Source organism: Pseudomonas sp. PSB18 (assembly GCF_014596565.1).
Taxonomy (GTDB): Bacteria; Pseudomonadota; Gammaproteobacteria; order Pseudomonadales; family Pseudomonadaceae; genus Aquipseudomonas.
In genome coordinates this window covers 47075-72777 of record NZ_NOIN01000007.1, presented here as the reverse complement: position 1 = coordinate 72777, position 25703 = coordinate 47075, and the positions used below count along the sequence as shown (strand labels likewise).

The 25703-nt window shown below is 61.4% G+C and carries 18 protein-coding genes and 1 tRNA gene; 14 read left to right on the top strand and 5 right to left on the bottom strand.

The genetic code is table 11. From position 1 onward, the window contains the following. Positions 1-2 precede the first annotated feature (2 nt). The 10 genes from treZ (at position 3) to CGA22_RS17550 (ending at position 16999) form a co-directional block, all read left to right on the top strand. Positions 3-1805 carry a malto-oligosyltrehalose trehalohydrolase gene (treZ, locus tag CGA22_RS17595; protein ID WP_188258658.1) on the top strand — a complete coding sequence of 601 codons (1803 nt, stop codon included), beginning with the start codon at positions 3-5 and terminating at the stop codon, positions 1803-1805. After that, complete coding sequence (gene malQ, locus CGA22_RS17590; protein ID WP_041021137.1) at positions 1802-3880, top strand: 4-alpha-glucanotransferase; 2079 nt, start codon at positions 1802-1804, stop codon at positions 3878-3880. Before treZ ends, malQ begins: the two co-directional genes overlap by 4 nt. Further along, a complete protein-coding gene (locus CGA22_RS17585; RefSeq protein WP_041021136.1) occupies positions 3877-6663 on the top strand; it encodes a malto-oligosyltrehalose synthase in 2787 nt (928 codons plus the stop codon). The genes malQ and CGA22_RS17585 overlap by 4 nt, the downstream gene beginning before the upstream one ends. 20 nt (positions 6664-6683) lie before the next feature. Further along, the gene (locus tag CGA22_RS17580) at positions 6684-7025 is read left to right on the top strand and encodes a DUF2934 domain-containing protein (RefSeq protein WP_188258657.1); all 342 of its coding nucleotides are present in this window, start codon (positions 6684-6686) and stop codon (positions 7023-7025) included. Positions 7026-7175: 150 nt separating this feature from the next. Then, on the top strand, positions 7176-9335 hold the full coding sequence (glgX, locus tag CGA22_RS17575; protein ID WP_041022054.1) for a glycogen debranching protein GlgX: 2160 nt from the start codon (positions 7176-7178) through the stop codon (positions 9333-9335). Positions 9336-9599: 264 nt separating this feature from the next. Then, the gene (locus CGA22_RS17570; RefSeq protein ID WP_041022053.1) at positions 9600-10364 is read left to right on the top strand and encodes a PIG-L deacetylase family protein; all 765 of its coding nucleotides are present in this window, start codon (positions 9600-9602) and stop codon (positions 10362-10364) included. A 232-nt stretch (positions 10365-10596) separates the two neighbouring features. Further along, complete coding sequence (locus tag CGA22_RS17565) at positions 10597-11397, top strand: endonuclease/exonuclease/phosphatase family protein (RefSeq protein ID WP_041022052.1); 801 nt, start codon at positions 10597-10599, stop codon at positions 11395-11397. A 180-nt stretch (positions 11398-11577) separates the two neighbouring features. Further along, the gene (locus CGA22_RS17560; protein ID WP_041022051.1) at positions 11578-14001 is read left to right on the top strand and encodes an autotransporter outer membrane beta-barrel domain-containing protein; all 2424 of its coding nucleotides are present in this window, start codon (positions 11578-11580) and stop codon (positions 13999-14001) included. Positions 14002-14291: 290 nt separating this feature from the next. Next, positions 14292-15206 carry an autotransporter outer membrane beta-barrel domain-containing protein gene (locus CGA22_RS17555; protein WP_041022050.1) on the top strand — a complete coding sequence of 305 codons (915 nt, stop codon included), beginning with the start codon at positions 14292-14294 and terminating at the stop codon, positions 15204-15206. A gap of 167 nt (positions 15207-15373) precedes the next feature. Continuing rightward, a complete protein-coding gene (locus CGA22_RS17550) occupies positions 15374-16999 on the top strand; it encodes an NADP-dependent glyceraldehyde-3-phosphate dehydrogenase (protein ID WP_041022049.1) in 1626 nt (541 codons plus the stop codon). Positions 17000-17006: 7 nt separating this feature from the next. Here CGA22_RS17550 and CGA22_RS17545 read toward each other — a convergent pair whose 3' ends face one another. Beyond that, positions 17007-17900 (bottom strand): DMT family transporter, encoded by an 894-nt coding sequence (locus CGA22_RS17545; protein WP_041022048.1) that lies wholly within the window; start codon positions 17898-17900, stop codon positions 17007-17009. Positions 17901-18034: 134 nt separating this feature from the next. Here CGA22_RS17545 and CGA22_RS17540 point away from each other — a divergent pair, with 134 nt between their 5' ends. Further along, positions 18035-18472, top strand: coding sequence for an Lrp/AsnC family transcriptional regulator (locus CGA22_RS17540; protein ID WP_041022047.1), 438 nt, complete (start codon positions 18035-18037; stop codon positions 18470-18472). A 41-nt stretch (positions 18473-18513) separates the two neighbouring features. On the opposite strand, the gene CGA22_RS17535 is transcribed toward CGA22_RS17540, so the two are convergent. Both CGA22_RS17535 and CGA22_RS17530 read right to left on the bottom strand, forming a co-directional pair. Then, positions 18514-19854, bottom strand: a complete 1341-nt coding sequence (locus CGA22_RS17535; protein ID WP_041022046.1) for a hypothetical protein — start codon at positions 19852-19854, stop codon at positions 18514-18516. A gap of 377 nt (positions 19855-20231) precedes the next feature. After that, entirely contained in the window at positions 20232-20903 is a 672-nt protein-coding gene (locus CGA22_RS17530; RefSeq protein ID WP_041022045.1) for a Bax inhibitor-1/YccA family protein, read from the bottom strand. A gap of 123 nt (positions 20904-21026) precedes the next feature. On the opposite strand from CGA22_RS17530, the gene CGA22_RS17525 reads away from it, so the two are divergent. The 3 genes from CGA22_RS17525 (at position 21027) to CGA22_RS17515 (ending at position 24149) form a co-directional block, all read left to right on the top strand. After that, positions 21027-21114: transfer RNA gene (locus tag CGA22_RS17525), tRNA-Ser, on the top strand. 125 nt (positions 21115-21239) lie between these two features. Next, the gene (locus CGA22_RS17520) at positions 21240-22094 is read left to right on the top strand and encodes an SPFH domain-containing protein (RefSeq protein WP_041022044.1); all 855 of its coding nucleotides are present in this window, start codon (positions 21240-21242) and stop codon (positions 22092-22094) included. 261 nt (positions 22095-22355) lie between these two features. After that, positions 22356-24149 carry a DAHL domain-containing protein gene (locus CGA22_RS17515; RefSeq protein ID WP_041022043.1) on the top strand — a complete coding sequence of 598 codons (1794 nt, stop codon included), beginning with the start codon at positions 22356-22358 and terminating at the stop codon, positions 24147-24149. Positions 24150-24357: 208 nt separating this feature from the next. Here the strand turns inward: CGA22_RS17515 and CGA22_RS17510 are convergent, their stop codons facing one another. Beyond that, positions 24358-24549: a hypothetical protein gene (locus CGA22_RS17510; protein ID WP_041022042.1), complete on the bottom strand. Its 192-nt coding sequence runs from the start codon at positions 24547-24549 to the stop codon at positions 24358-24360. Positions 24550-24637: 88 nt separating this feature from the next. Next, entirely contained in the window at positions 24638-25537 is a 900-nt protein-coding gene (locus CGA22_RS17505) for a polysaccharide deacetylase family protein (protein ID WP_041022041.1), read from the bottom strand. Positions 25538-25703: the final 166 nt, after the last annotated feature.

Genomic DNA, 25703 nt, shown 5'->3' with positions numbered 1-25703 from the left:
CGATGCCGTCAAGGACGCCTGACACCTGGACCCATGGCGCGACCATGCTTGATGCCGAGCACACTCGTTTCGCCCTGTGGGCCCCGGATGCGTTTTACGTCAGTGTCGAACTCGACACTGGCGATTCAATACCGCTACTGCCCCAAGCCAATGGCTGGTTCATGATCCAGACCCGCTGCCCCGCCGGCACCGGCTATCGCTACAACATCGACGGAGAAATGGAAGTCCCCGACCCCGCTTCCCGTGCCCAGGCCGGAGACATCGACCGCCCCAGCGTGGTAGTCGATCCCCATGCTTATCAATGGCGACATACCCAATGGTCCGGCCGCCCCTGGTACGAAGCCGTGATCTACGAATTGCATGTCGGCACCCTTGGTGGATTCGAAGGGGTCGAGCAGCAGTTGGCTCGCTTGGCCGGGCTGGGTGTCACCGCCATCGAACTCATGCCATTGGCCCAGTTTCCCGGTGATCGCAATTGGGGCTACGACGGTGTCCTGCCCTATGCGCCCCAGGCGTCCTATGGCACGCCGGAACAGCTCAAGCACCTGATCGACAGCGCCCATGGTCACGGCCTGGCGGTGATTCTGGACGTGGTCTACAACCACTTCGGCCCCGATGGCAATTACCTGCATCGCTACGCCAAGGGGTTCTTTCGCGAAGACAAGCACACGCCCTGGGGCGCGGCGATCGATTTCCGGCGCCGCGAGGTGCGGGATTTCTTCATCGACAATGCGCTCATGTGGCTGCTGGAGTACCGCTTCGACGGCCTGCGCCTGGATGCCGTGCACGCGATTGAAGACCCGGACTTTCTCCAGGAACTGGCCGCCAGGGTGCGCCAGCAGGTCGACCCGGCGCGGCATGTCTGGCTGACCGTGGAAAACGAACACAATCAGGCCAGCCTGCTCGAGCAGGGTTACGACGCCCAGTGGAACGACGACGGCCATAACGCCCTGCATGTGTTGCTTACCGGGGAAACCGACGCCTATTACGCCGACTATGCCGAACAGCCGACGGAAAAACTGGCGCGCTGCCTCAGCCAGGGTTTCGTGTTCCAGGGTCATATCAATCGCCACGGCGAGCCCCGGGGCGAACCCAGCGGCCATCTGCCCGCCAATGCTTTCGTGCTGTTCCTGCAGAATCATGACCAGATCGGCAACCGGGCCCTGGGCGAGCGCCTGCACCAGTTGGCCCCGCCCCAGGCCCTGCAGGCGGCGACGGTGTTGTTGCTGTTGTGTCCAATGATTCCGTTGCTGTTCATGGGTGACGAAGTGCTCGCCGAACAGCCGTTCCTGTTTTTCACCAGCCACCATGGTGAGTTGGCAGAACTGGTTCGTGAGGGACGGCGTAACGAGTTCAAGGCCTTCAGTGACTTTGCCGACCCCGAGAAACGCAAGCGGATTCCCGATCCCAACGCAGCCGCCACGTTCGATGCCTCACGGCCGAACATGGAGCCCCGTCGACCGGAGCAGCAAGCCAGCGAGGCGCTATACCGCCAGCTGTTGAAGATCCGCCGCGAAGAGATCGTTCCGCGCCTGCCCGCCATCCAGGCTTTGGGGGCCGACGTGCTGGGCCACGGCGCGATCAGCGCACGCTGGCGGATGGAGGATGGCAGCGTGCTGCGCATCGACCTGAACCTCAGCGAACAGCCGGTTGAACATAGCGCCCCGGAGCAAGCGCGCATTCTTTTCGAACATCCGCAGCAAGCCATGGGTCTGTTGGAACAGGGTGCTCTTGCGCCCTACAGCGCGCTGGTCACTCTGACGCAAGCGGCAACGTTGCCCAACATTACTGGAGAGCGCCCATGAGCGATGCGCAACTGGAAATCCTCGCCGGCCGCGCGGGCCTGGCGGTGGACTGGATCGACGCCAATGGCCAGGCCCAGAAAGTCTCGCCGGCGGTATTGCGCTCGGTCCTGACGGGCCTGGGCCATCCGGCCGGCAGTGCCCAGGAAATCGACGCCAGTCTTCTGCAATTGCAGGAAGATCAGCAGAACCATCGTCTACCCCCGTTGATCACCGCCGACGTCGGAACCAGCGTCGACCTGAGCCGCTATTTCGAAGGCTCGGTGCCCTGTGAAATCCAGCTCGAGGACGGCGCGACCCTGAACCTGAAACTCGACGCCGACGCCAAGCTGCCGGGAATGGTCCCGGTGGGCTACCAGCAGGTCCGCATCCAGGACCAGCATTTCACCCTGGCCGTCGCACCCGCCCGCTGCTACAGCGTGGCCGAGGCCGTCGACGACCCGACGCCCAGGGCCTGGGGCCTGAGCGCACAGCTGTATGCGCTGCGCCGTCCCGGCGACGGCGGCTTCGGCGACACCCAGGCGCTGGAAGAACTGGCACGGGTGGCCGGCGAACGCGGTGCCGACGCCTTGGCGATCAGTCCGATACACGCGATGTTCAGCAGCGATACCGGGCGCTATAGCCCGTATTCGCCATCGAGCCGCCTGTTCCTCAACAGCCTGTACGCCGCACCGGGCACGATCCTGGGCGAACGGGCCTTACGCACGGCAATCGACGCCACGGGCCTGGTCAATCAACTGCGCCACTTGGAAGAACAACCCCTGGTCGACTGGCCGGTAGCGGCCGAGGCCAAGCAGAAAATCCTGCGTGCCCTGTACGACGGCTTCAGTCAGGGCGAACATCCGCTGCATGAAGACTTCAGCAGCTTCCGTCATACCAGCGGCGAAGCCCTGGAAAACCATTGCCGCTTCGAAGCCCTGCAAGCGGAACGCGCAGCCCGGGGTGAAAGCCTCGATTGGCGCCAATGGCCCGAAGAATGGCGCAATCCGCGCAGTTCGGCGCTGGCACGTTTCGCCGAGGAAAACGCCGGCGAAATCGGCTACTACGCTTTTTGCCAGTGGCTGATTGCCCGATGCCTGGAACGGGCCCAGAGCGCCGCCAGATCCAGCGGCATGGGCATCGGCCTGATCGCCGACCTGGCAGTGGGTGCCGACGGCGCCGGCAGCCAGGCCTGGAGCCGCCAGGATGAACTGCTGGCTTCGCTGACCGTGGGGGCGCCACCGGACATCCTCAATCGTTCCGGTCAAGGCTGGGGCATCTCGGCATTTTCGCCGGAAGGCCTGGTCCGTAATGGTTTTCGCGCCTTCATTGAAATGTTGCGGGCCAACTTTGCCCATGCCGGCGGCCTGCGGATCGACCATGTCATGGGCCTGCAACGGCTGTGGGTGATCCCCAACGATGCGCCGCCCTCCGATGGCGCCTATCTCTATTACCCGGTGGACGATTTGCTGCGCCTGCTGGCCCTTGAATCCCATCGTCATCAGGCCATCGTTCTCGGCGAAGACCTCGGCACGGTGCCCGACGGCCTGCGGGAGAAGCTCAGTGCCCGCGCGATCCTGGGCATGCGAGTGCTGTTGTTCGAACAGGACAACACCCGTTTCAAGCCCATTCTCGATTGGCCGGACAATGCCCTGGCGACCACCAGCACCCATGACCTGCCGACCCTCAATGGTTGGTGGCACGGTCATGACATCGACTGGAACGCCCGTCTGGACCTGATCGACTCCCACACCGAAATAGACTGGCGTCGCCATCGCGAGCGCGAGCGCGAGGGGCTGCGCGACGTGTTGAACCAGGACCCACAGAACTTTCGCGAAGAACATCGTGAAACCGATCAAGTGCTGGACGCCAGCGTCCGCTTCCTTGGCCATACCCGTGCGCCATTGGTACTGCTGCCGCTCGAAGACGCCCTGGGCATCGACGAGCAGGCCAACTTGCCCGGCACCACCGACACCCATCCCAATTGGCGCAGGCGCCTGCCTGGCGAGAGCCAGGCGCTGCTGGATGACCCGGACGCCGCACGGCGTGTGGAAATACTCGCCTGTGCGAGACTTCAGGCGAACGAGCGTGACCAATGAAACAGACGTCGACCCAACCCCTGCGGGCCACCTTGCGCCTGCAGTTCCATAAAGACTTCACCCTGGACGATGCGGTCCCGCAGGTGCCGTACTTCGCCTCGCTGGGCATCAGCCACGTGTATGCCTCGCCCCTGCTCAAGGCCCGGGCCGGCTCGATGCATGGCTACGACGTGGTCGACCCGACCCTGGTCAATCCAGAACTGGGGGGCGAAGCCGCGCTCCAGCGCCTGGTGGCGGCCCTGCGCGAGCACCGGATGGGCCTGATCCTCGACATCGTCTCCAATCACATGGCCGTCGGTGGCAACGACAACCCCTGGTGGCTGGACCTGCTGGAATGGGGACGCCTGAGCCCCTACGGCCAGTTCTTCGATATCCAGTGGCACTCTCCCGATCCGCTGATGGAGGGCCAGTTGCTGTTGCCATTCCTGGGCAGCGACTACGGCGTGGCGTTGCAGGAAGGTACGCTGAAGCTGCGTTTCGACGCTGCCCTGGGCCGCTTCTACGTCGAACATTACGAGCACCACTTCCCCATTTGCCCGATGCAGTACGGCGAACTGCTCAGGCCCGCCGACACCCTGCCGCCCGAACAGGCCGACGCCCTCAAGGCCCTGGCGGAGCGTTTCACCACGCTGAACTACCAGACCGACGCCCATAGCCTCGCCCGCCCACTCCAGCAGGAACTGTGCGAATTGGCCAAGCAAGCCGGCATCCTGACCGCCATCGAGGACAACCTGCGCGGTTACGACTCCGAGGACCCCGAAGGCTTCGAGCGCCTGCATCAACTGCTGGAGCGCCAGAGCTATCGACTCGCCAGCTGGCGCACCGCCGCGGACGACATCAACTGGCGACGTTTCTTCGATGTCAACGAGCTGGGTGGCCTGCGGGTCGAACGCCCGGCGGTGTTCGAAGCTACTCATGCAAAGATTTTCGAGTTGATCGGCAAAGGGCTGGTGGATGGCCTGCGGATCGATCACATCGACGGTTTGGCCGATCCTCGCGGTTACTGTCGGAAATTGCGCAGGCGTGTCGATGCGCTGTCACCGTCACGACATCTGCCGATCTTCGTCGAAAAAATCCTCGGCGATGGCGAGACGTTGCGCCGGGACTGGAACGTCGATGGCAGCACCGGTTACGAATTCATGAATCAGGTTTCACTGCTGCAGCATGATCCGAGCGGTGCCGCCCCTCTCGCCGAGTTCTGGAGCCGACACAGCGAACGACCCGCGCACTTCATCGAAGAAGCGCGCCTGGCCCGCCAGCAGATTCTCAACGGCTCCCTGGCCGGGGACTTCGAAAGCGTTGCCCAGGCCCTGCTGCAGGTCGCCCGGGACGACGTGATGACTCGCGACCTGACCCTCGGTGCAATTCGCCGGGCGTTACAGGAACTCATTGTGCACTTCCCGGTGTACCGCACCTACATCAGCCCTTTGGGTCGCAGCGCCGAAGACGAGCGGTTTTTCCGCCAGGCCCTGGAAGGCGCAAGGCAAACCCTCAGCGAAGCCGACTGGCCGGTGCTCGATTGCCTGGCCGACTGGCTCGGCGGAATGCCCTGGCGGCAACGCCCTCGGGGGAGCCAGCGCAAGCGGCTGCGCCACGCCTGTGTGCGCTTCCAGCAACTGACCTCACCCGCTGCCGCCAAGGCCGTGGAGGACACCGCCCTGTATCGCTCGGCGGTATTGCTGTCGCGCAACGACGTGGGCTACAACACCGAACGCTTCAGCGCCCCACCACAGGCGTTCCATGACGCCTGCCTGGAGCGACTGGAACACTTTCCCGACAACCTGATCACCACCGCCACCCACGACCACAAGCGCGGCGAAGACACCCGGGCGCGACTGGCCGTACTCAGCGAACGGGCAGACTGGTACACCGCGTGCGTCGAACAATGGCGGATTCTCGCGCCGTCGCTGCATAGCGATCCCGCCGCGCCCTCGGCCGGCGATGAGCTGATCATGTATCAGGCATTGCTCGGGAGCTGGCCACTGGACCTTGATCTCAATGATCACAAGGCACTCTCGGACTACAACGAACGCCTGTGGCAATGGCAGCGCAAAGCGTTGCGTGAAGCCAAGCTGCAGAGCAGTTGGGCGGCGGTCAACGACGCCTATGAACAGGCGACCCAGATGTTCCTGGAACGGCTGTTGCTGTGCGATGAAGGATTGCCATTGCGTAACGCCATCGCCGAGGCCGTCCACTCCATCGCTCCGGCGGGCGCCCTCAACAGCCTGGCACAAACGTTGCTCCGCATGACCGTACCCGGCGTACCGGACCTGTACCAAGGCGCCGAATTCTGGGATTTCAGCCTTGTGGATCCGGACAACCGTCGCCCGGTCGACTTCGACGCACGTCGTCAGGCACTACAGGCCGACACCCCTCCCGCCGAACTGCTACGCGACTGGCGTGATGGTCGGGTCAAGCAGGCCCTGATCGCCAAGACCCTGGCCTTGCGGGCCGAATACCCGCAACTGTTCCAACAGGGCAGTTATGAGCCTCTGCCCGTGATCGGCGTGCACGCGGACCGGGTCCTGGCCTTCATGCGCGAGCATGAGCAACAGCGGGCAATCGTGGTGGTACCCATCCACGCCGCCAACCTGCTGGAGAACGGCTCCGAACCCTGGGTGACGGCTGCGAACTGGGGCGATACCCGCGTTTCGATACCGTTCGCCGTTGAGGATGGAAAACTAAAGGGACTTTTTAAACGTGCAGCAGTCACACCACAAGGGGAGTTGATGGTCAGCACCGCACTGGGGGATTTCCCGGTCAACGTCTTTATCCCGTCTTGAGTCATGTCAGGAGCATTGCGATGAGTACCGACGATAAACGCATTCGTGAATTCGCCTATCAGATCTGGGAATCCGAAGGTAAGCCTGCGGGGCAGGAAGAACGTCATTGGGAGATGGCGCGCAAACTGGCCGAGGCTGAGGCCCTGGCACCGAGCAAGCCAGCCAAGGCCGCCGGCAAACCAGCCGCCGTCAAGGCCGACGGCATCAAGCCTGTGGCGGCCAAGAGCACCACGGCCAAGGCGCCCCCCAAAAGCACTGCGCCCAAGGCCAAACCTGCGGCTAAACCCGCTGCGGCGGCCCCAGCGGCTGGCAAGCCGGCCGACAAGAAACCACGAGCGGCCCGCAAGCCTCCGGCGGTTTGATCCTCGGGCTCAAGCAGACCGCATTTGTGGCGAGGGGATTCGCTAAATCCCCTCGCCACAGGGTTCTGTGTCAGCTCTAGTCACCCTGGAACCAATGATCTCTGAACCACCCGCTTTGTAGTATCTGTCTGTCTTTTGCAGGAGCAATCCATGACCCGTCCAAAGAAAACCACCCCGCCGCCTGTTATCGAGGCCTCGCGGATTCGTGAAGGGCTGCCGTTCCCGCTCGGCGCGACCTGGGATGGCCTGGGGGTCAATTTCGCGTTGTTCTCAGCCAACGCCACCAAGGTCGAACTGTGCATTTTCGATGACACCGGCGAGGTCGAAGTCGAACGCATCGAGTTGCCGGAGTACACCGACGAGATCTACCACGGCTACTTGCCCGATGCCCATCCGGGGTTGATCTACGGCTACCGGGTCTACGGTCCCTACGACCCGGAGAACGGCCATCGCTTCAATCCCAACAAGCTGCTGATCGACCCCTACGCCAAGCAACTGGTGGGCCAATTGAAATGGTCCGAGGCGCTGTTCGGCTACACCATCGGTCATCCCGATGGCGACCTCAGCTTCGATGAACGCGACAGCGCCCCGTTCGTGCCCAAGTGCAAAGTCATTGACCCTGCCCACACCTGGGGCCATGACCACCGCGTCAGCGTGCCTTGGGACAAGACCATCCTGTACGAAACCCATGTGCGCGGCATCAGCATGCGCCACCCCGCCGTACCCGAGAACCTGCGCGGGACCTTCGCCGGGCTGATGGTCGACGACGTGCTCGAACACATTCGCAAGCTGGGTGTGTCATCGGTCGAGCTCTTGCCCATCCATGCGTTCGTCAACGACCAACACCTGCTGCATAAGGGCATGACCAACTACTGGGGCTACAACAGCATTGCGTTCTTTGCTCCCGACCCGCGTTACCTGGCCAGCGGCAAGATCGCCGAGTTCAAGGAAATGGTCGCGCACCTGCACGATGCCAATCTGGAGGTCATTCTCGACGTGGTCTACAACCACACCGCCGAAGGCAACGAGCAAGGCCCGACCCTGTCCATGCGCGGTATCGACAATGCCTCCTACTACCGGCTGATGCCCGACGACAAACGCTATTACATCAACGATTCGGGCACCGGCAATACCCTCGACCTGAGCCATCCATGCGTGTTGCAGATGGTCACCGATTCCCTGCGCTACTGGGCCACGGAGATGCATGTCGACGGGTTCCGCTTCGACCTAGCGACCATTCTCGGCCGGTATCACGATGGTTTCGACGAGCGCCACAGTTTCCTCGTTGCCTGCCGCCAAGACCCGGTGCTGCGCCAGGTGAAAATGATCGCCGAACCCTGGGACTGTGGCCCCGGTGGTTATCAGGTGGGCCGCTTCCCACCGGGCTGGGTCGAGTGGAACGACAAGTTTCGCGATACCGTGCGCGCGTTCTGGAAAGGCGACGACGGCCAGCTTGCCGACTTTGCCAGCCGCATGACCGCCTCGGGGGAGATGTTCAATCAGCGCGGGCGCCGTCCCTATGCCTCGGTGAACTTCATCACCGCTCATGACGGCTTTACCCTGAATGACCTGGTGTCCTACAACGACAAGCACAACGAAGCCAACGATGAAAACAATCAGGACGGCAGCAATAACAACCTGTCCTGGAATCACGGAGCCGAAGGCCCGACCGACGATCCGCAGATCAACGCCCTGCGCCATCGGCAGATGCGCAATTTCTTCGCGACCCTGCTGTTGGCCCAAGGCACGCCGATGATCGTCGCCGGGGACGAGTTCGCCCGCACCCAGCATGGCAACAACAACGCCTATTGCCAGGACAGCGAGATCGGCTGGGTCAACTGGGACCTGAGCGAGGATGGCGCCGCGCTGCTCGCATTCGTCAAACGGCTGATCAAGTTGCGCCTGGCCTATCCGATCCTGCGGCGTGGGCGGTTCCTGGTGGGTAACTACAACGAGGATATCGGCGTCAAGGACGTGACCTGGCTGGCACCGGACGGTAGTGAGATGACCATTGAACAGTGGCAGGACAGCCACGGTCGTTGCCTGGGAATGCTGATGGACGGCCGCGCCCAGGAGACGGGAATACGCCGCAAGGGCGGTGACGCGACGTTGCTGCTGGTGGTCAACGCGCATCATGACGTCGTCAATTTCCGCCTGCCGGAGGTCCCCGAAGGGAGTTTCTGGACCTGCATGGTAGACACCAACCAGCCGACGGTACGGGGCCAGGAGCGTTTCGATTTCGATTCCGAATATTCCGTCACGGGCCGCTCTTTGCTGTTGTTCGAGTTGCAGCGCGAAGACGAAAAATAGACTCGGTGATATAAGGTTACAGACCATCCAGAGCCGCAAGGACGCGCCCCTGGTGGCGTTTCACCAGGCTTGAACAGCCCAGTTCGAGTGAAAAACTGCAGTTCAGATACACAAGTGACGCGACGAATCGCGCGTCATGGTCAATACTTCGCAGGCGGTATTCCAGGATTCGGAGCACTGCAGATCGCAGCCAGTCCCTTCGGGGCACCCGGGCAGTCGGCCCGATGCGTGGCTGAAAGATTGAATATAACAAGGACGTAACCCATGAAACTTGCCTCTCGCTTGCAAGGCCGGCAGCACCCGCAAATCTGGAACAGTGCGCCGCAGTTGGCCGACATTCCCATCATCAGCACCCAGACACTCATCCCTGCCGGCGCCCGTGCCGTTATTCTCTCCCCGCACCCTGGCGATGAGATCGGAGCCTGTGGCGGGTTGCTACAATTGCTCAGCAACCTGGACTATCCCATGTTGCTGCTCTCGGTCACCGACGGTGACCTCAACCACCCCGCTTCACCATTGTGGACCGATGAACGCCTGCGCATCTATCGCCCCCATCCCCAGGAAAGCGTGGATGCCCTGCATCGCCTGGGCGTACCTACCCACGGTTTGCAGTGGGTGCGCGGCGGCTTCCCGGAAAAGGCCCTGGCCGAACATGAGGCGCAACTGACCGCCTTCATCGGCCATTACCTGCGCCCCGGCGACGTGGTGTTCGGCACCTGGCGCAAGGACGGTGACAGCGACCACGAGACCGTCGGCCGTGCCGGAGCCCTGGCGGCCGAAAGTGTCGGGGCGACCTTCAACGAACTGCCGGTATGGGCCTGGCACTGGCCGGTTCGCGAGCAGAACAAGATCCCCTGGCACCGCGCGCGAAAACTGCGCCTGGACGTCTGGACCACCGCCCGCAAACGCCACGCGATGCACGCCTATGCCAGCCAGCTCAACGGCGAACCCGCCAGCGGCATCGCCCCGCTGGTTCCGCGGGTTATCCTGGATCGCATGGGGTTGCCGTATGAGATCGTGTTCATCTGAAGCACCACGAAAGCGTTGCGTCAGGTAGGGCCTCTTCGCGAGCAGGCTCGCTCCCACATTGGCTTCGGATGGTCACACAATACAGTGTCGCTACAAATCCCCTGTGGGAGCGAGCCTGCTCGCGAAATCGGTGATGGGATCAACATGAAAGCTGGCTGAAACAGTAAATATCCGGAACTGCCGATGCTCCCCATCAGTCGCATGAACAGATACGTCTGATTCAGGAGTGAATGTGACTCGCGATCCCGACTGGCGGGCTGTCGAATCGGTGCCATTGGACTCGCCTGTGGCGGTCCATCGGCTGCAGGTGCTGACGGTCAATACCCATAAGGGTTTTACCGCCCTCAACCGCCGCTTCATCCTGCCGGAACTTCGTGAAGCGGTGCGCAGTACCGGCGCCGACCTGGTGTTCCTGCAGGAAGTCCTGGGCGAGCATGACCGCCATGCCTCCCGCTACGACAACTGGCCCCAGACATCCCAATACGAGTTCCTTGCCGACAGCATGTGGAGCGACTTCGCCTACGGCCGCAACGCGGTGTACCCCGATGGCCATCACGGCAACGCGCTGCTGTCCAAATACCCGATCCGCCAGTTCCGCAACCTCGACGTTTCAATCACCGGCCCGGAGCGGCGTGGCTTGCTGCATTGCGTGCTGGACGTGCCGGGCCATGCCGAAGTCCACGGCATCTGCGTGCACCTGAGCCTGTTGGAAAGCCATCGCCAACTGCAGCTCAAATTGCTCTGCCAACTGCTCGAATCCCTGCCCGAGGACGCCCCGGTGATCATCGCCGGCGACTTCAACGACTGGCAACTGCGCGGCAACATTACCCTCGCCCAGCGTCAGTATCTGCACGAAGCCTTCGAGCACCACCACGGCCGTCCCGCCAGGACCTACCCGGCTCGTTTCCCCCTGCTGCGCCTGGATCGCATCTACTTGCGCAACGCCACCAGCCATGCCCCGAAAATCCTCGGCAGCAAGCCCTGGACACACCTGAGCGATCACCTGCCGCTGTCGGTTGAAGTGCATCTGTGAACCCTGCGACGGGTCGCTGATGACAACGTGCCACCTGTAAGTTCTGACAGTAGCGACACCTTTCTTTCATTGTTACGGTGCCATCCCATACAGCGAGCGTTGCCAGGCCCTGTGTGCCAGCTGTTGTGCAGCCGATGCTGAAACCGGCGTTCCCCGAATGCCGATGCAGAGGGATAGCACATGAGCTCGCACAATCATGCTTTCAAGCGGCTGTTCAATGCCTTATGGATATCGACCCCCTTCCTGTTACCCGTTCCCACCACCATGGCAGCTTGCACGCTGACACCAACCGCAGGTGATGACACCTATGTCTGCGACAGCGGCACCAGCCCCGGGCTGACGGACCTTTCAGGCAACAACAGCCTGACGATGCCCGCCAACGGCAGTGGCGTCATTCAGGGCGACGTCACGTTTGACGAAGGTGCCGATCACATCGAAATCCATGCCAACGGCGTGATTGACGGTGACGTGAGCCAAGGCTCGGAGGCCGACGACTTTCTCATGACCGGTGGCCGCATCCTGTCTCTGTCCCAGGGGGATGGCCTCGATAGGTTCACGATGTCCGGCGGCACCATTGTCGATGCGTTCGAAGACGGCGATATCGCACACATGAGCGGAGGCACGATCGGCCGGGTCGATATGAAGCTCGACGACAACCTCTTCGACATGTCGGGCGGTCAGATCATCGGTAACCTGGTGACCGGTTTCGGCCAGGACACCATCATCCTGTCTGCGGGACGCATCGGTGGCAACGTCAGTGTCAGTGGCGGCAATGACAGCATTACCGTCAGCGGTGGCGAAATCATCGGCGAGGTCCGTACCAGTGCCGGCAATGACCAACTGCAGTGGAGCGGTGGGCTGATCCACTCTGCGATTCTGATGGGTGACGGCAATGACACGGCGTTGTTGCGCGGCCTCGATGAAACAACGCTCGCCATCACCCCGAGCCTGAACGGCGGGTTGGGCCAGGACGTCCTGACCCTTGAAGGCAGCTCCTCCAGCACGGGTGCCCGTTACGTCAACTGGGAGAACGTCAACCTCAGCCAGGGTTCGCGCCTGGACCTGAATGACGCGCTGGTCCTGGGTGACAGCGCCACGGCCACGGGCACCCTCACCCTCGACAGCAGCAGCGTGTTGACCTCGACCCAGGGCAGCGTTACCCCCTTCACCGCCGGTCAGTTGGCAACGCTCAACAACGGCGGAACGGTGGACCTTACCCAGGGCAATAACCGCACCAACGACACCCTCACCGTGCAGGGTAACTACGTCGGTAACAACGGCCAGCTACGCCTGCAATCGGTCCTGGGGGCCGATGACTCCCCTAGCGACAAGCTGGTGGTCAACGGTGGAACGCTCACGGGGACCACCGCCATCACTGTCACGAATGTGGGCGGCGCGGGGGCGCTGACGACGCAGAACGGCATCGAACTGGTTCAGGCCCAGGGCGGCGCGATCAGCGACAGCGGCGCGTTTTCGCTGGCCAATGCGGTATCGGCCGGCGCCTTCGATTACCGCTTGTTCAAGGGCGGCGTGAACGGCAATGAAAATAACTGGTACCTGCGCTCGACCGTGGTCGCCGGACCGGTGGCGGCGCCCAGCCCGAGTTTACCGGCGTTGCCGGCTGCGGTGCCGGGTGCCGCGCCCATTCCCTTGTATCGCCCGGAAGTGCCCACCTGGTCGGTGTTGCCTCCTGCCGCGGCGCAACTGACCCTGATGGCCTTGGGCACCTTCCATGATCGCCAGGGCGACCAGCGCCTGCTCACCGAAACCGGCGCGTTCGGCGCAGGGTGGGGTCGGGTCTATGGCAAGGATCTGGACCAGAGCTGGGCCGGTACGGTTTCGCCTCGATTCGACGGTTCCATCAAAGGCTTCCAGGTGGGCAACGATCTGTACAGCTCGCCGATGTCCGGCGGCCAGACCCAGCGCATCGGCTTCTTCGTCGGCCACACCGAGCTGAACGGTCACGTCGACGGCTTCAACCTGGGCTTCCAGGGCCGACGAGCCGGCAAGATAGAACTCGACGGCGACAGCTACGGGCTCTACTGGACGCTCACCGATCCTACCGGTGGTTATGTCGATGCGGTCGTGATGGGTACCCGGCTGGACGGTGACAATCGCTCCGACCGCGGTCTCAAGATCGACAACCGCGGGCACGCCCTGACCCTCTCCGCGGAAGCCGGCTATCCGTTCGCCGTGGCCACTGACTGGGTTCTCGAACCCCAGGTCCAGGTCATCCACCAGAAAATCTCCCTGGATACCCAGGACGACGGGATCTCCAGGGTCGAATTCGATTCCGACGGTGCCTGGACCGGCCGCCTCGGCGCCCGGCTCAAGGGCCGCTATCAAGTCAGTGGCATGCCCGTCGAGCCGTATCTGCGGGCGAATCTGTGGCACACCTTCTCCGGCACCGACACGGTGACATTCGACAACACCGACCGGGTCAAGACCCAACAGCGCGCTTCCACCGGCGACCTGGGCGTCGGCATGATCGTAAGCCTGGCCCCCTCGGTCAGCGTCTATGCCAGCGCGGACTACAGCAACAACCTGGACAGTAACCAGCAACGCAGCGTGGCGGGCAATCTCGGCGTGCGGGTCAGCTGGTGACGCGCTACCGACGGTGATTTGACGCCAACCAGGCCCATGGATAACTGAAAAAAATCAGTTATTTATTGGGTCTGATTTCATATCGCCATTCATCGCCCAGTTTCTTGACGCGATGACATCGGTCTTCTTGACTACACCGTACTACCCCCGGAAATACAGTCAGGGGCAGGCCTCGGGAACCCGTTGCGGCGGGCCGCCCGAGACTTGCCTCAATCCATTCGGTCGCCCCTCATTCGGGGTAGGAGAGACGCCCTAAGCGAGAGACGCATGCGATTGCAAGGCAGACCCCCATGAGAACTTCCCTCCGCCCACAAGAAATCACGACCACCTTCTACACCGTGTCGACGTCGTTACTGCTGTGCTCATCCATGGAGGTCATGGCCTGGCCCGTCGAGCATTCATCGCAACCCTGGTATGGCCGAACACCCGCCGACAACCCGAACGCCACCCTCATCAATCCCGACCCCGCATCCGACAAGGGGCCCGCACTGTTCACGCTTCGCAACGACAACGGCCATACCCAGCGCATGGGCCTGATCGGTGGCCAGAGCCAGATCATCGCCAATGTCGGCGGCGTGCTGGTCAGTCCGGCCATGGCCGAGCCGGGCAAAGATGCGCTGAACCTGCAGGGGACGAACCTGGGCGCCTACTGGAGCCTCACCGGCCCGGCTGGCTGGCATGTGGACCTCAGCGCCAGTGGCGGCCGGGTCAACGGCTACAGCCGTACCGAACAAGGCCAGCGCCAGGCGACCGAAGGCAGCGCCGTCACGCTGTCGGTCGAAGGCGGCTTCCCCATCGGCATCAGTGACAACTGGGTGGTCGAACCTCAGGCGCAACTGATCAACCAACGCGTGACCCTCGACACCGGTAACGCCGAGGATGGCAGCAGCAGTGCACTGAGTACCTGGAGCGGGCGTGTGGGGGCGCGACTCAAAGGCACTTACGAGGTCAATGGCCTGGGCGTGGAGCCCTACGTGCGGACCAACCTGTGGCACACCGTCCAGAGCGCCGACACCCTTTCCCTGGACAAGGTCGACAAGATCAGCAGCAGCCGCAAGTCCTCTACCGTCGAGCTGGGCCTGGGCCTGGTCGCCCGGGTCACGCCCGTGGTGAGCCTGTATGTCAGTGCCGATTACAGCAGCGACGTCGACGACAACGACCTCAATGGCGTGATTGCCAGTATGGGTGTACGGATGCGTTGGTAAATACCGAACTGTGGCAAGTCTCAAGTGAGCAGCATTGCGCATCCGGGCCGGCAAAAACGCAGCTGCCGGCCCATGCCACTTAAAAACTCCCCCCATTAAGGCGTATAACCCTGGAAGCGAAGACGACGGTGAGTCGTCAGGGTTCATTTCTTTGAGGGAGTAACGACATGACCACAGCCAACCTTCTCGCCAATCTGTTTCCCAGTGCCGCCGATATCCCCCAGGCCTATCGCCTCGAAGAGCGGATCGAGCAGCGTGAATACCTGGTCGATGGCGTCCTGAAAACCTGGCCGGGACCGCTGGCCGTCGTGCGTAGCCCGGTGTACCTGGCCGGTGAACAAGGCGATGAACAAGTGGTACTCGGCAGTACGCCGCTGCTGGATGCCGAAACCGCCCTCACCGCCCTGGACGCCGCCGTCCGGGCTTACGATCGCGGCCAGGGCCTGTGGCCGACAATGCGGGTGGCCGAGCGTATCCGCCACGTGGAAACCTTCCTGGCGCGCATGCGCGAGCAGCGCGAAGCCGTCGTCAAGCTGCTGATGTGGGAAATCGGCAAGAACCTCAAGGATTCCCAGAAGGAGTTCGACCGTACCTGCGACTACATCGTCGACACCATCAATGCCCTCAAGGAGCTCGACCGGCGCTCCAGCCGTTTCGAGCTGGAACAGGACACCCTCGGGCAGATCCGTCGCGTGCCCCTGGGCGTGGCCCTGTGCATGGGGCCCTACAACTATCCGCTGAACGAGACCTTCACCACCCTGATCCCCGCCTTGATCATGGGCAACACCGTGGTATTCAAGCCGGCCAAGCTCGGCGTCCTGCTGGTGCGGCCGCTGCTGGAAGCCTTCCGCGACAGTTTCCCGGCGGGTGTGATCAACGTGATCTACGGCAGCGGCCGGGAAACCGTCAGCGCGTTGATGGCCAGCGGCAAGATCGACATCTTCGCCTTCATCGGCACCAACAAGGCCGCCAGCGACCTGAAGAAGCTCCACCCGCGCCCACACCGCCTGCGTGCCGCCCTGGGGCTGGATGCGAAAAACCCGGGGCTGGTGCTGCCGGACGTCGACCTCGACAATGCCGTCAGCGAAGCGTTGACCGGCTCGCTGTCCTTCAACGGCCAGCGCTGCACGGCGTTGAAAATCCTCTTCGTCCATGAGGACGTGGCACCGGCATTCATCGAGAAATTCAACGCCAGGCTCGCCACCCTCAAGCCGGGCATGCCCTGGGAGGACGGCGTGGCGCTGACGCCGCTGCCCGAGGCCGGCAAGATCGATTACCTGCGTTCCCTGGTGGACGACGCGGTGGCCAAGGGTGCGGCGGTGACCAACGCACACGGCGGCGAATCCCGCAGCTCATTCTTCTACCCCGCCGTGCTCTATCCGGTAAACACCGCGATGCGGGTCTATCACGAGGAGCAGTTCGGCCCGGTGGTGCCCATCGTGCCGTATCGCGACCTCAATACCGTGATCGACTACGTGCTGGAGTCCGACTTCGGCCAGCAACTGAGTATCTTCGGCACTCACCCGGCTGAAATCGGCAAGCTGGTGGACACATTCGCCAACCAGGTCGGGCGCATCAACATCAATGCCCAATGCCAACGCGGGCCGGACACGTTCCCGTTCAACGGCCGGAAAAACTCGGCCGAGGGCACCTTGTCCGTGCACGATGCGCTGCGTACCTTTTCGATCCGCACCCTGGTGGCGACCAAGTTCCAGGAGAGCAATAAAGCGCTGATCAGCGACATCATCCGCGAGCGGGACTCGAACTTCCTGACCACCGACTACATCTTCTGACCCCGCACTACAGCAGGGCTGGACGGCGTGCCTTGATGCCCCAGCCCTGCTGCATGCCGGCAGCCGCCAGCAGGATCGCCGCCACACCCAGCCATTGCAGCGGTTCGAGGCGATGGCCGAAGGCGAACCAGTCGACGAAAATCGCCGCGATCGGGTAGATGAATGACAGTGCGCCGGTGATTGCGGTCGGCAGGCGTTGGATCGCGCTGTACAACAACACATACATGACCCCGGTGTGGACCATTCCGAGAGTGATGAGGCTGGCCCAGGCCTCGGGCTGTTGCGGCAGAGCCGAGAAGTTTGCCCAGGGTGCCAGCAGCAATACCCCGGTGCTGACCTGCACCAGCGCAATCAAGTGCGGTGGTGTACCGGTCAAGCGCTTGATGATCAGCGCAGCAATGGCGTACAGCAGCGCCGCCCCGAGTGCCAGGGCAATGCCCACCAGATACTCCCCGCTGCCCTGCCCCTGCTCACCATGGGCGCTGACAATCGCCAGCATCCCGAGAAACGACACCGCCAGCCAGAACAGCTTTTGCGCGGTGATTTTCTCCCCCAGGAACAGCGCAGCCAACCCCACCAACATGAACGGTTGGACGTTGTACACTGCAGTGCCGATGGCAATCGAGGCCCGTGAATAGGAAGCGAACAGCAACACCCAGTTGCCAACGATCGCCACCCCACTGAGCACCGCCAGCAGAAATGTCGTGCGGGTCAGGATGTCCCGGCGTAAAAAACCGAATCCGGCGCAAATCAGCAACAGAGTGGCCGCACCGAACACGCAACGCCAGAACACCACATCCAACACCGGCAGGCCGGAAACCAGCACGAACCAGCCTATGGTTCCGGAAATCAGCATGGCGGCGGTCATTTCCAGCGAACCGCGACGTAAGGTCTTGTCCATCATCAGGCTCCTTCAGCAAGTGGGGCACAGTATGACAAGCCAGTGAAGGGCTTCTCCATGGATTGAAAAAGGCTAAACTGCCGTTCGACCTTTTTTATCAAGGCAACTTCAGGCATTCGCCTAACGGAGTCGACATGACGGACGATATTGATCAGATCCTCATCAGTGCGCTGATGGAAGATTCCCGGCGCTCGCTCAAGGCCCTGGCGAACCTGAGCGGCCTCTCCTCGCCCAGCGTGGCCGAGCGCCTGAGGCGGCTCGAGGAACGCGGCGTGCTGAGGGCCTATACCGTTGAGGTAGACCCGAAGTGCTTCGGCTACCAGCTTCAGGCCATTGTCCGCATCCGCCCGTTACCGGGGCAGTTGCAGGAAGTGGAACGGCAGATCCAGGCCATCGCCGAATTTACCGAATGCGACAAGGTGACCGGCGACGATTGCTTCATCGCCCGGCTGCACGTGCGCTCGATGGAACAGTTGGACACCCTGCTGGACAAACTCAATGTCCTGGCTGAAACCAGTACCGCTATCGTCAAGAAGACCCCGGTCAAGCGGCGCCTGCCTCCGATGGCCTGAGTCGGATCCGGCCTCGGCGGTGGACCGAGGCCGGGCTTACGTTATTCCGCTTCCGGGCTGCGTTGTACCTTGTACACCTCCTCCTGAGGCACGTTGCTCTCTTTCATCAACGTGATGGGCCGTGCCTTGTCGCACGCATTCTTTTTGTCCGCATAAACGCCACCGAGGTCGCACTTCCAGTTATAGAAGTTGGCCAGGGCACCGGACAATTGCAAGCTGTAGTCCGTGCTTTGTGTATCCGGTGTGAAAGGCTGTCCGGCCGGAATATTCTGGAACCATTGCATCCAGACATCACCCCCGACTGTCGGCGGATTGGCCTGGAACGTCGGGTTCATGAGCGCCCGTTGCTGGTATTCCGCGGTCATGTGACAGCTCGTACAGGACGCCTGGGGATTGTCCACCGGGCCGTTGAGGCGCCCGTTCCACCCCAGATGAGTCGGCGGCAGTTCCTTGGTATTGGCATTGATTGCGGTCTGCTTCAACGCCGGGTTGATTTTGGTTACGGTTGGCGTTGGGTTGGTGAACGCATGGCCCTTCTCCTGGGGATCGTTCCCCCACATGATTCCCACCGGCACCAGGTTGTCCCAATTCGCTTTACCGGTAATGGCGCCGTTGTATTGGAAGGTGCCGAAGAGCCAGCCGGTGTCGCTCACCCGGGTGTCGCGCACAGCGATGTCCATCTGTATCAGCGCAACATTGGTCACGGCACGGCTTGTCGAGGTGAACGTCTTGGCGGTGTAAGCCTTCCAGAGCAATGGATTGGCCAGGAACGGCACCGTACTGACGTCGATATCAGCAAACAGCGCCTTGCACACGACCGTGCCGTTGCCGAAGCCCTTGGGTTTGGAGGTGTAGCTCGGATCGGGGTTCTGCGGGTCTTTCCAGACCTGGCCAATGGTGTAGGCCCCTATGTCGTTGTAGATGCCCACGGCGTAGGTCTGCCCACTGCCGGTTTGCGTACTCGCCAACTGCAGGGGCTGGATCGGCGCCTCCTTGGTGAGCCCGTGAATACCCTCGCGACCGTTGAGACCGTAGTGCTGCCAGGGCATGTGATACCACTGGCGAACCTTGTTCTTCTGCACATTCCAGCCAATCCCGGTGTTGCCCTCCAGACAGTACTTCTTCACCTCGTTCATGTAGGGGCGCCAGGTTTCAAAGTCGTTGGAGAATGTCTTGGGCAGTTGCTTGAAGAACGCCGGCATCGACGACGCGCCCGGCGCCACGGTGGGATAGTTCTGGCTGAGCTGGAAAAGCTCTCCGGAATAATCACCTTTTGGGGGGGCATAGCCAAAATCGGGGAAGGTTCCGGCGTGGGCGCAGATCATGGACATCGCCCCTGCCAGGGACAGAAATGCAACGACTTTTCCTTGGGAATGCTTCATCGAATATCTCCTTATAGGGAGGCGCCCTCTCATCAGCTTCCTGACCGATGCGCAGGACCTCCTTCTGTTTTCAGGCGGCACGGCGCCGAGCCTGTCACGGTCCACTTTCTAGGTGCGAATGACCTCCTTCGGCTCAAAGCCAGGCACGGTTGGTCCTGGCTCGGTCGCCGAACACAAGGTTCCTGAGGGGTTGATGCGAGACTTCGCATGGCAGCGATTCATTTCATACCTTCCTGGCAATGCCGCTTCCTTGCCATAGGTGTAGATCATTTATTCAAAGTCGCCATCACATGGCGGCACTTTCTAGGCAAATGGCCACAATACAAATCGCAGGCGAAAAAAAGCCCGCCGAAGCGGGCTTTGTGTAGCGCTTGCAATCAGTCGTCGCGCCCCATCAGGCCAAACAGCTGCAGCAGGCTGACGAACAGGTTATAGATCGATACATACAGGCTGATGGTCGCCATGATGTAGTTGCGCTCGCCGCCATGGATGATCGCGCTGGTCTGGTACAGGATCATCAGCGCGGAAAACAGCACGACACCGGCGCTGATCGCCAATTGCAGGCCGCTGATCTGGAAGAAGAAGCTGACCAGCATCGCCCCCACCAGCACAAAGAACCCGGCGGTGAGGAAACCGCCCAGGAAACTCATGTCCTTGCGGGTGATCAGCACATACGCCGACAACCCACCGAACACCAGTGCGGTCATGGCAAAGGCCGAGCTGACCAGTTCAGCGCCGCCCTGCATCTTGAGATAAAGGTTGAGGATCGGGCCGAGTATGAACCCCATGAAACCGGTCAGGGCGAACGCCGAGACCAGGCCCCAGCCCGAATCGCGAAGTTTGTTGGTCAGGAAGAAAAGTCCATAGAAGCCGATCAGCACCACGAACACATTCGGGTAGCCGACATGCATCTGCTGGGCGACGTAGGCCATCACACCGCTGAAAGCGAGCGTGAGTGCCAGCAGGCCATAAGTGTTGCGCAGGACGCGGCTAACCTCTAGCTGCTCGGCCTGCACGCTGTTGTTCACTGCGTAATCCTGTTCGCGCATGGCGACACTCCTCCGGTTTGAAACATTCAGTGGCAAGGATCATAACAGACGCCCTGTAACAAGCTACGTGGAGAGTTTGACAGTGTGTTTCATTCGGGTATTATGGCGCCCGCAACGCAATACGGAGGTGTGGCCGAGTGGTTTAAGGCAACGGTCTTGAAAACCGTCGACTGTAACAGGTCCATGAGTTCGAATCCCATCGCCTCCGCCATATTTGTACGTTAAAGCCCTGATCATTCAGGGCTTTTTCGTGTCTGGCGTTCAGAAAAGAGCTGTCGACTTCAGTGCTGGATACGGCACATCGCAACCCCCAGCCCCCACTCAAAGGAAAGAACAGTGACCAGCAAAACCATCGGCTCCCTCGTTGCGGCAATCATGGGCATCGTCGTGCTCTGCGTATTTTTTGGCAGTTGGTACACGGTCGACGAAACCGAACGCGGCGTGCTGCTGCGCAATGGCGCGCTGGTCGGGGTCGTGGAGCCGGGCTTGTCGTTCAAGACACCCTTCATCGAGTCCGTACGCCTGATCAGCGTACAAAGCCAGGTCACTTCCTACGAAGACCTCCAGGCTTACAGCAAGGATCAACAGTCCGCCCAGCTCAAGGTGTCCGTGTCCTGGCACATTGCGCCGGCAGACGTGGCGAAGGTCTACAGCCAGTTCAAGGATATCGAAGGTATCCGCGACCGGATGATCAGCCGGCAGGTGCCGACCCAGGTGGAAAACGTGTTCGGCAGGTTCAACGCGGTGGCCGCCGTACAGAACCGCGTCCAACTGGTCAACGACATTTCCAGTGCCATCAAGTCCACCATCACCGGGCCCGTGATCATCGACAGCGTCCAGGTCGAAAACATCGATTTCAGTGACGCCTACGAGAAAGCGATCGAAGCGCGCATGGCGGCGGAAGTCCAGGTCAAGACCCGCGAACAACAGCTCGCCACCGAGCAGGTCCAGGCACAGATTCGCGTGACCCAGGCCCAGGCCGAAGCCGACTCGCAGATCGCCCAGGCGAAGGCGGATGCACTGGCCACCGAGTTGCGCGGCAAGGCAGAAGCCGAGGCGATCAAGGCTCGGGCCCAGGCCCTGGCCAGCAACCAGAACCTGGTGGAACTGACCAAGGCCGAGCGCTGGAACGGTGTATTGCCGACCACTGTGCTGCCCAATGGCACCCTGCCCTTCATTGACACCAAGTAATTCTGCGGCGCGGCCTGACTTGGCCGCGCTAGTTCCCCAGCAGAAACATCACCCTATTCCCGTTAGCGCTACACTGGCCCGAGTGACGAACCCGCAGTTGACCGTTAGCAGGGAGCTCAACGTGTACCCAGGCAAAAAAAGACTGGCGCGCCAGCCAATCCGATCCCTACAGCCTCAGCCCATTGTTCCATTCCCTGAAAACCTTGCCCGACTCGGGAGCCCAGCGACTCCGTCGATCAACGCCCTGGACAGGAGAACAGCGTGACCACGATTATCAAAAAATATAAGTGGCCTGCCTTGTTGGCCGTTGCATTGGCCGTTTTCTCGGCCTTGATATTCTTCCTGATCAAGTCCTATACCTACGACACCACGACCTACTTCGAGTCCCGCGACTTCATCCGGCAACTCAAGCAGTCCGACGCCAACTGGAACGTCAAGATTCTGAGGAAAAAGATCGGCGTCAATAACAACCTGTCGCTGGCCCCACCGGCGGAAGCAGGCAGTCGGTGGGAGCAACTGGAACGGCTCAACAACGCCGGCCCCTTGGCCGCGCTTTGGAACTCCAGGCGCCAGGGTTATGTGGATGCGATCAAGAACAAGACCCTGCTGGTAGAAGAGTTCGAACAGCACAACGCAAACTTGCGTACAGCCCTGGATGCGCTGCCAACCGCCGAAGACGACATTCAGGCACTGCTCAAGGAGTTGAAGATCGGCAGTGCACCGGAACGTCTGACAGCAGCCTCCAATGTCCTTGAACTGGCACTGACGACACTGGAGTACGCCACGTATGTCACGTCAGACAAAGCCAGGGAACTGGAGAGTCAGTTAAGCGAGTTGGAAAACTACATCCACCAGTTGCCCGCCCCCGCTCAGCCGCCCTTTATCACGCTGACGCAGCATGTCCGCTCGATTATCGAGGAGCAGCCGATCGTCAATGATCTGCTTGACCGCATCAACGTCATTCCGGTGGCCCAGGAGCTGGACAACATCAATGAACTGTTGAATGAAACACAGCGCCGGACCGCCGCAACAGACCGTCAATATCATATCTATCTAGCCGTTTGTGCCACCCTCATGGCGTTGTTGATGATCTACCTGGCCGTACGCCTGGTGCGCAGCTACGCCGTCATCAACCTGATCAACCACGCGTTGCAGTCGTCCAACGACCGGCTGGAAGAGCGGGTCGAGGAGCGCACCCGCGAATTGAGAGAGGCCGAGCGCGAACTCGTGGATGCGGCACGGATGGCGGGCATGGCCGAGATCGCCACGAACGTACTGCACAACGTCGGAAACGTGCTGAACAGCGTGAACATCTCCGCGGAGCTCGTCACCCGTAAATTGAAGAACAGCAAGACACTGGGGCTCGGAAAAGCGGTCAAGATGATGAATGAACACGTCGACGACCTGGGCGAGTTCATGACCTTCGATGAAAAGGGCAAGTTACTTCCCCGCTACTTCAACGAATTGGTCGATTCCATCGCCACCGAGCAAGCGGGGCTGATCGATGAACTGGCGCAATTGACCAAGAGCGTCGACCACATCAAGGAAATTGTCACCACCCAACAATCCTATGCCGGAGCAGCCCGGCTGATCGAGCCGCTCCATGTCAGTGACTTGTTCGAGGACGCGTTGCGCATGAACTCGGGCGCCCTGAGTCGGCACCACGTCACGGTTATCAAGGATTATCAGGATGCGCCTATGATCATGGGCGATAAACACAGGCTGCTGCTGGTTCTGATCAACCTGATCAGTAATGCAAAATTTGCGATGTCCCATGTTTCCGAACCACGGGAGATGACCCTGGGCATACGGATCGTCGACCAGACAACGTTATGCCTCAGCGTCAAGGATCGAGGTGAAGGCATCGCCCCCGATAATCTGGCCCGCATCTTCAACCACGGGTTCACCACGCGCAAGGACGGCCATGGGTTCGGTTTACACAGCTGCGCCTTGGCAGCGGTCGAGATGAATGGTCGCCTTCATGTCCATAGCGATGGACTTGGTCAAGGCGCCCTCTTCACGTTGGAGATTCCGCTGGAACTGGCGCAGCCCTGAGCAGGCCGAACATCGTTGGTGGACGCGCCGACGCCATCGCGAGCAGGCTCGCTCCCACAAGGGTTCCGAGTGATCACAGAAGCTGTGGTTTCCAGCAAGACCTGTGGGAGCGAGCCTGCTCGCGATGGCGGTGGGTCAGTTTGCATCGAGACTGAGTGTGCCGACTTCGCGAGCAAGCCCGCTCCCACAAGGTTAACGTCCGCCGCGGTTATTTGGCGTTCGCCGCCCGCACCTCACGGTTTCTCCTGGCCGGCAACGCCGCGGCGTAAGCCAGCGCTTCCTCACGCGAAGCGAAGGAGCCCAACCGGTCGGCCTGGGTACAGACCCTCCATGGGCCGCTGTTCACGCTGAGAACGTCATAACCGTTGATGTGCATTTTCGTCAGCATTGCGGTACTCATCGTCACCTCCTCCGGTATAGACCAAGGGTTACATCGCCTACCTTACACTCAGTTTCGCCGTGGTGCCGACCGAACGTCGCAACATCCATCAGTGCGAATCCGAGTCCCAGAGCCAGTCCCACAGACCGGGCAGACGCACCGGCTGGCCGCTTTCCTTGACCGTACGCGCCATGGCCGCCCGCTCCAGCGCCTGTCGATCGTCATAGAACGGCTTGGTGTCGGTCCTTACGCCCGTGGCCCTGGCGCTGTCGAGCAGAATCTGCAGGTATTCCCGAGCGTGTCGAGCGGTGTAGCGATTGAGGTCGTGGAACGTCACCACCACCGGAATCACGCCATCGACTGCTGGCAACTGCCCGGCAGCGATGCGCTCGCGCACTTCGGAGAGCTGCCGAGTCAGGTTGATCCGCCGTCGCGGACTGAAGGTAATGCCCCAGACCTTGCCGTCGTTGGCGCTCAGGTCGGTGAGCAGCACATGCATACCATGTCGCTGGTAGGCCGCGAATGTACGCCGGTCATAACTCCAGAATGGTGGCCTGACCAGGGTTGGCGTCGCACCGGAAATGGCGGCTATGTCGGCCCCTCCTTTGATGAGCGACTGCTCCAGATCCTCGGGACTCAGGGAGCGATGGTTGGTATGCCAATGGGTGGCCGTATGAAAACCCAGTATGTGACCTTCATTTTGCTCACGATGCATCACCGACCGGCCAATGTCGCTGTCGCCAGCGCGCGAGGCACCGGTCTGGACAAAGAACACGGCCTTGATCCCGGGTTGCACCGGGTTTCGTGCAAGGGCATCCAACACGTCAAGGCTCGGGTTCCAGAAGGACGAAGCGCTGGGCCCATCGTCGAACGTCAGCAGGAAACGGATCGGGGGCTGCTCACGCAAGCGTTGCTCGGTTTGCGCAGTCAATTCGATGGGTGACCCGATGCACCCCGACAAACCGCTGGCGAGGACTGCAATGACCAGCGCCCTGGCGATGTTTTTCATGTTCTGCCTTTATGTAATACCGCACTGCTACGCCTCCGCTCCCTGGCGCATGATGTTTGAAGCCCACCTTGGAGAAGGTTAACCGGGTTTGGTTCCTGGCAGTGAGCGCTGCTTCGTTTCGCTTGTCATTGACCGGATCTGGCGCCTGACCGGTCTATTTCGACCG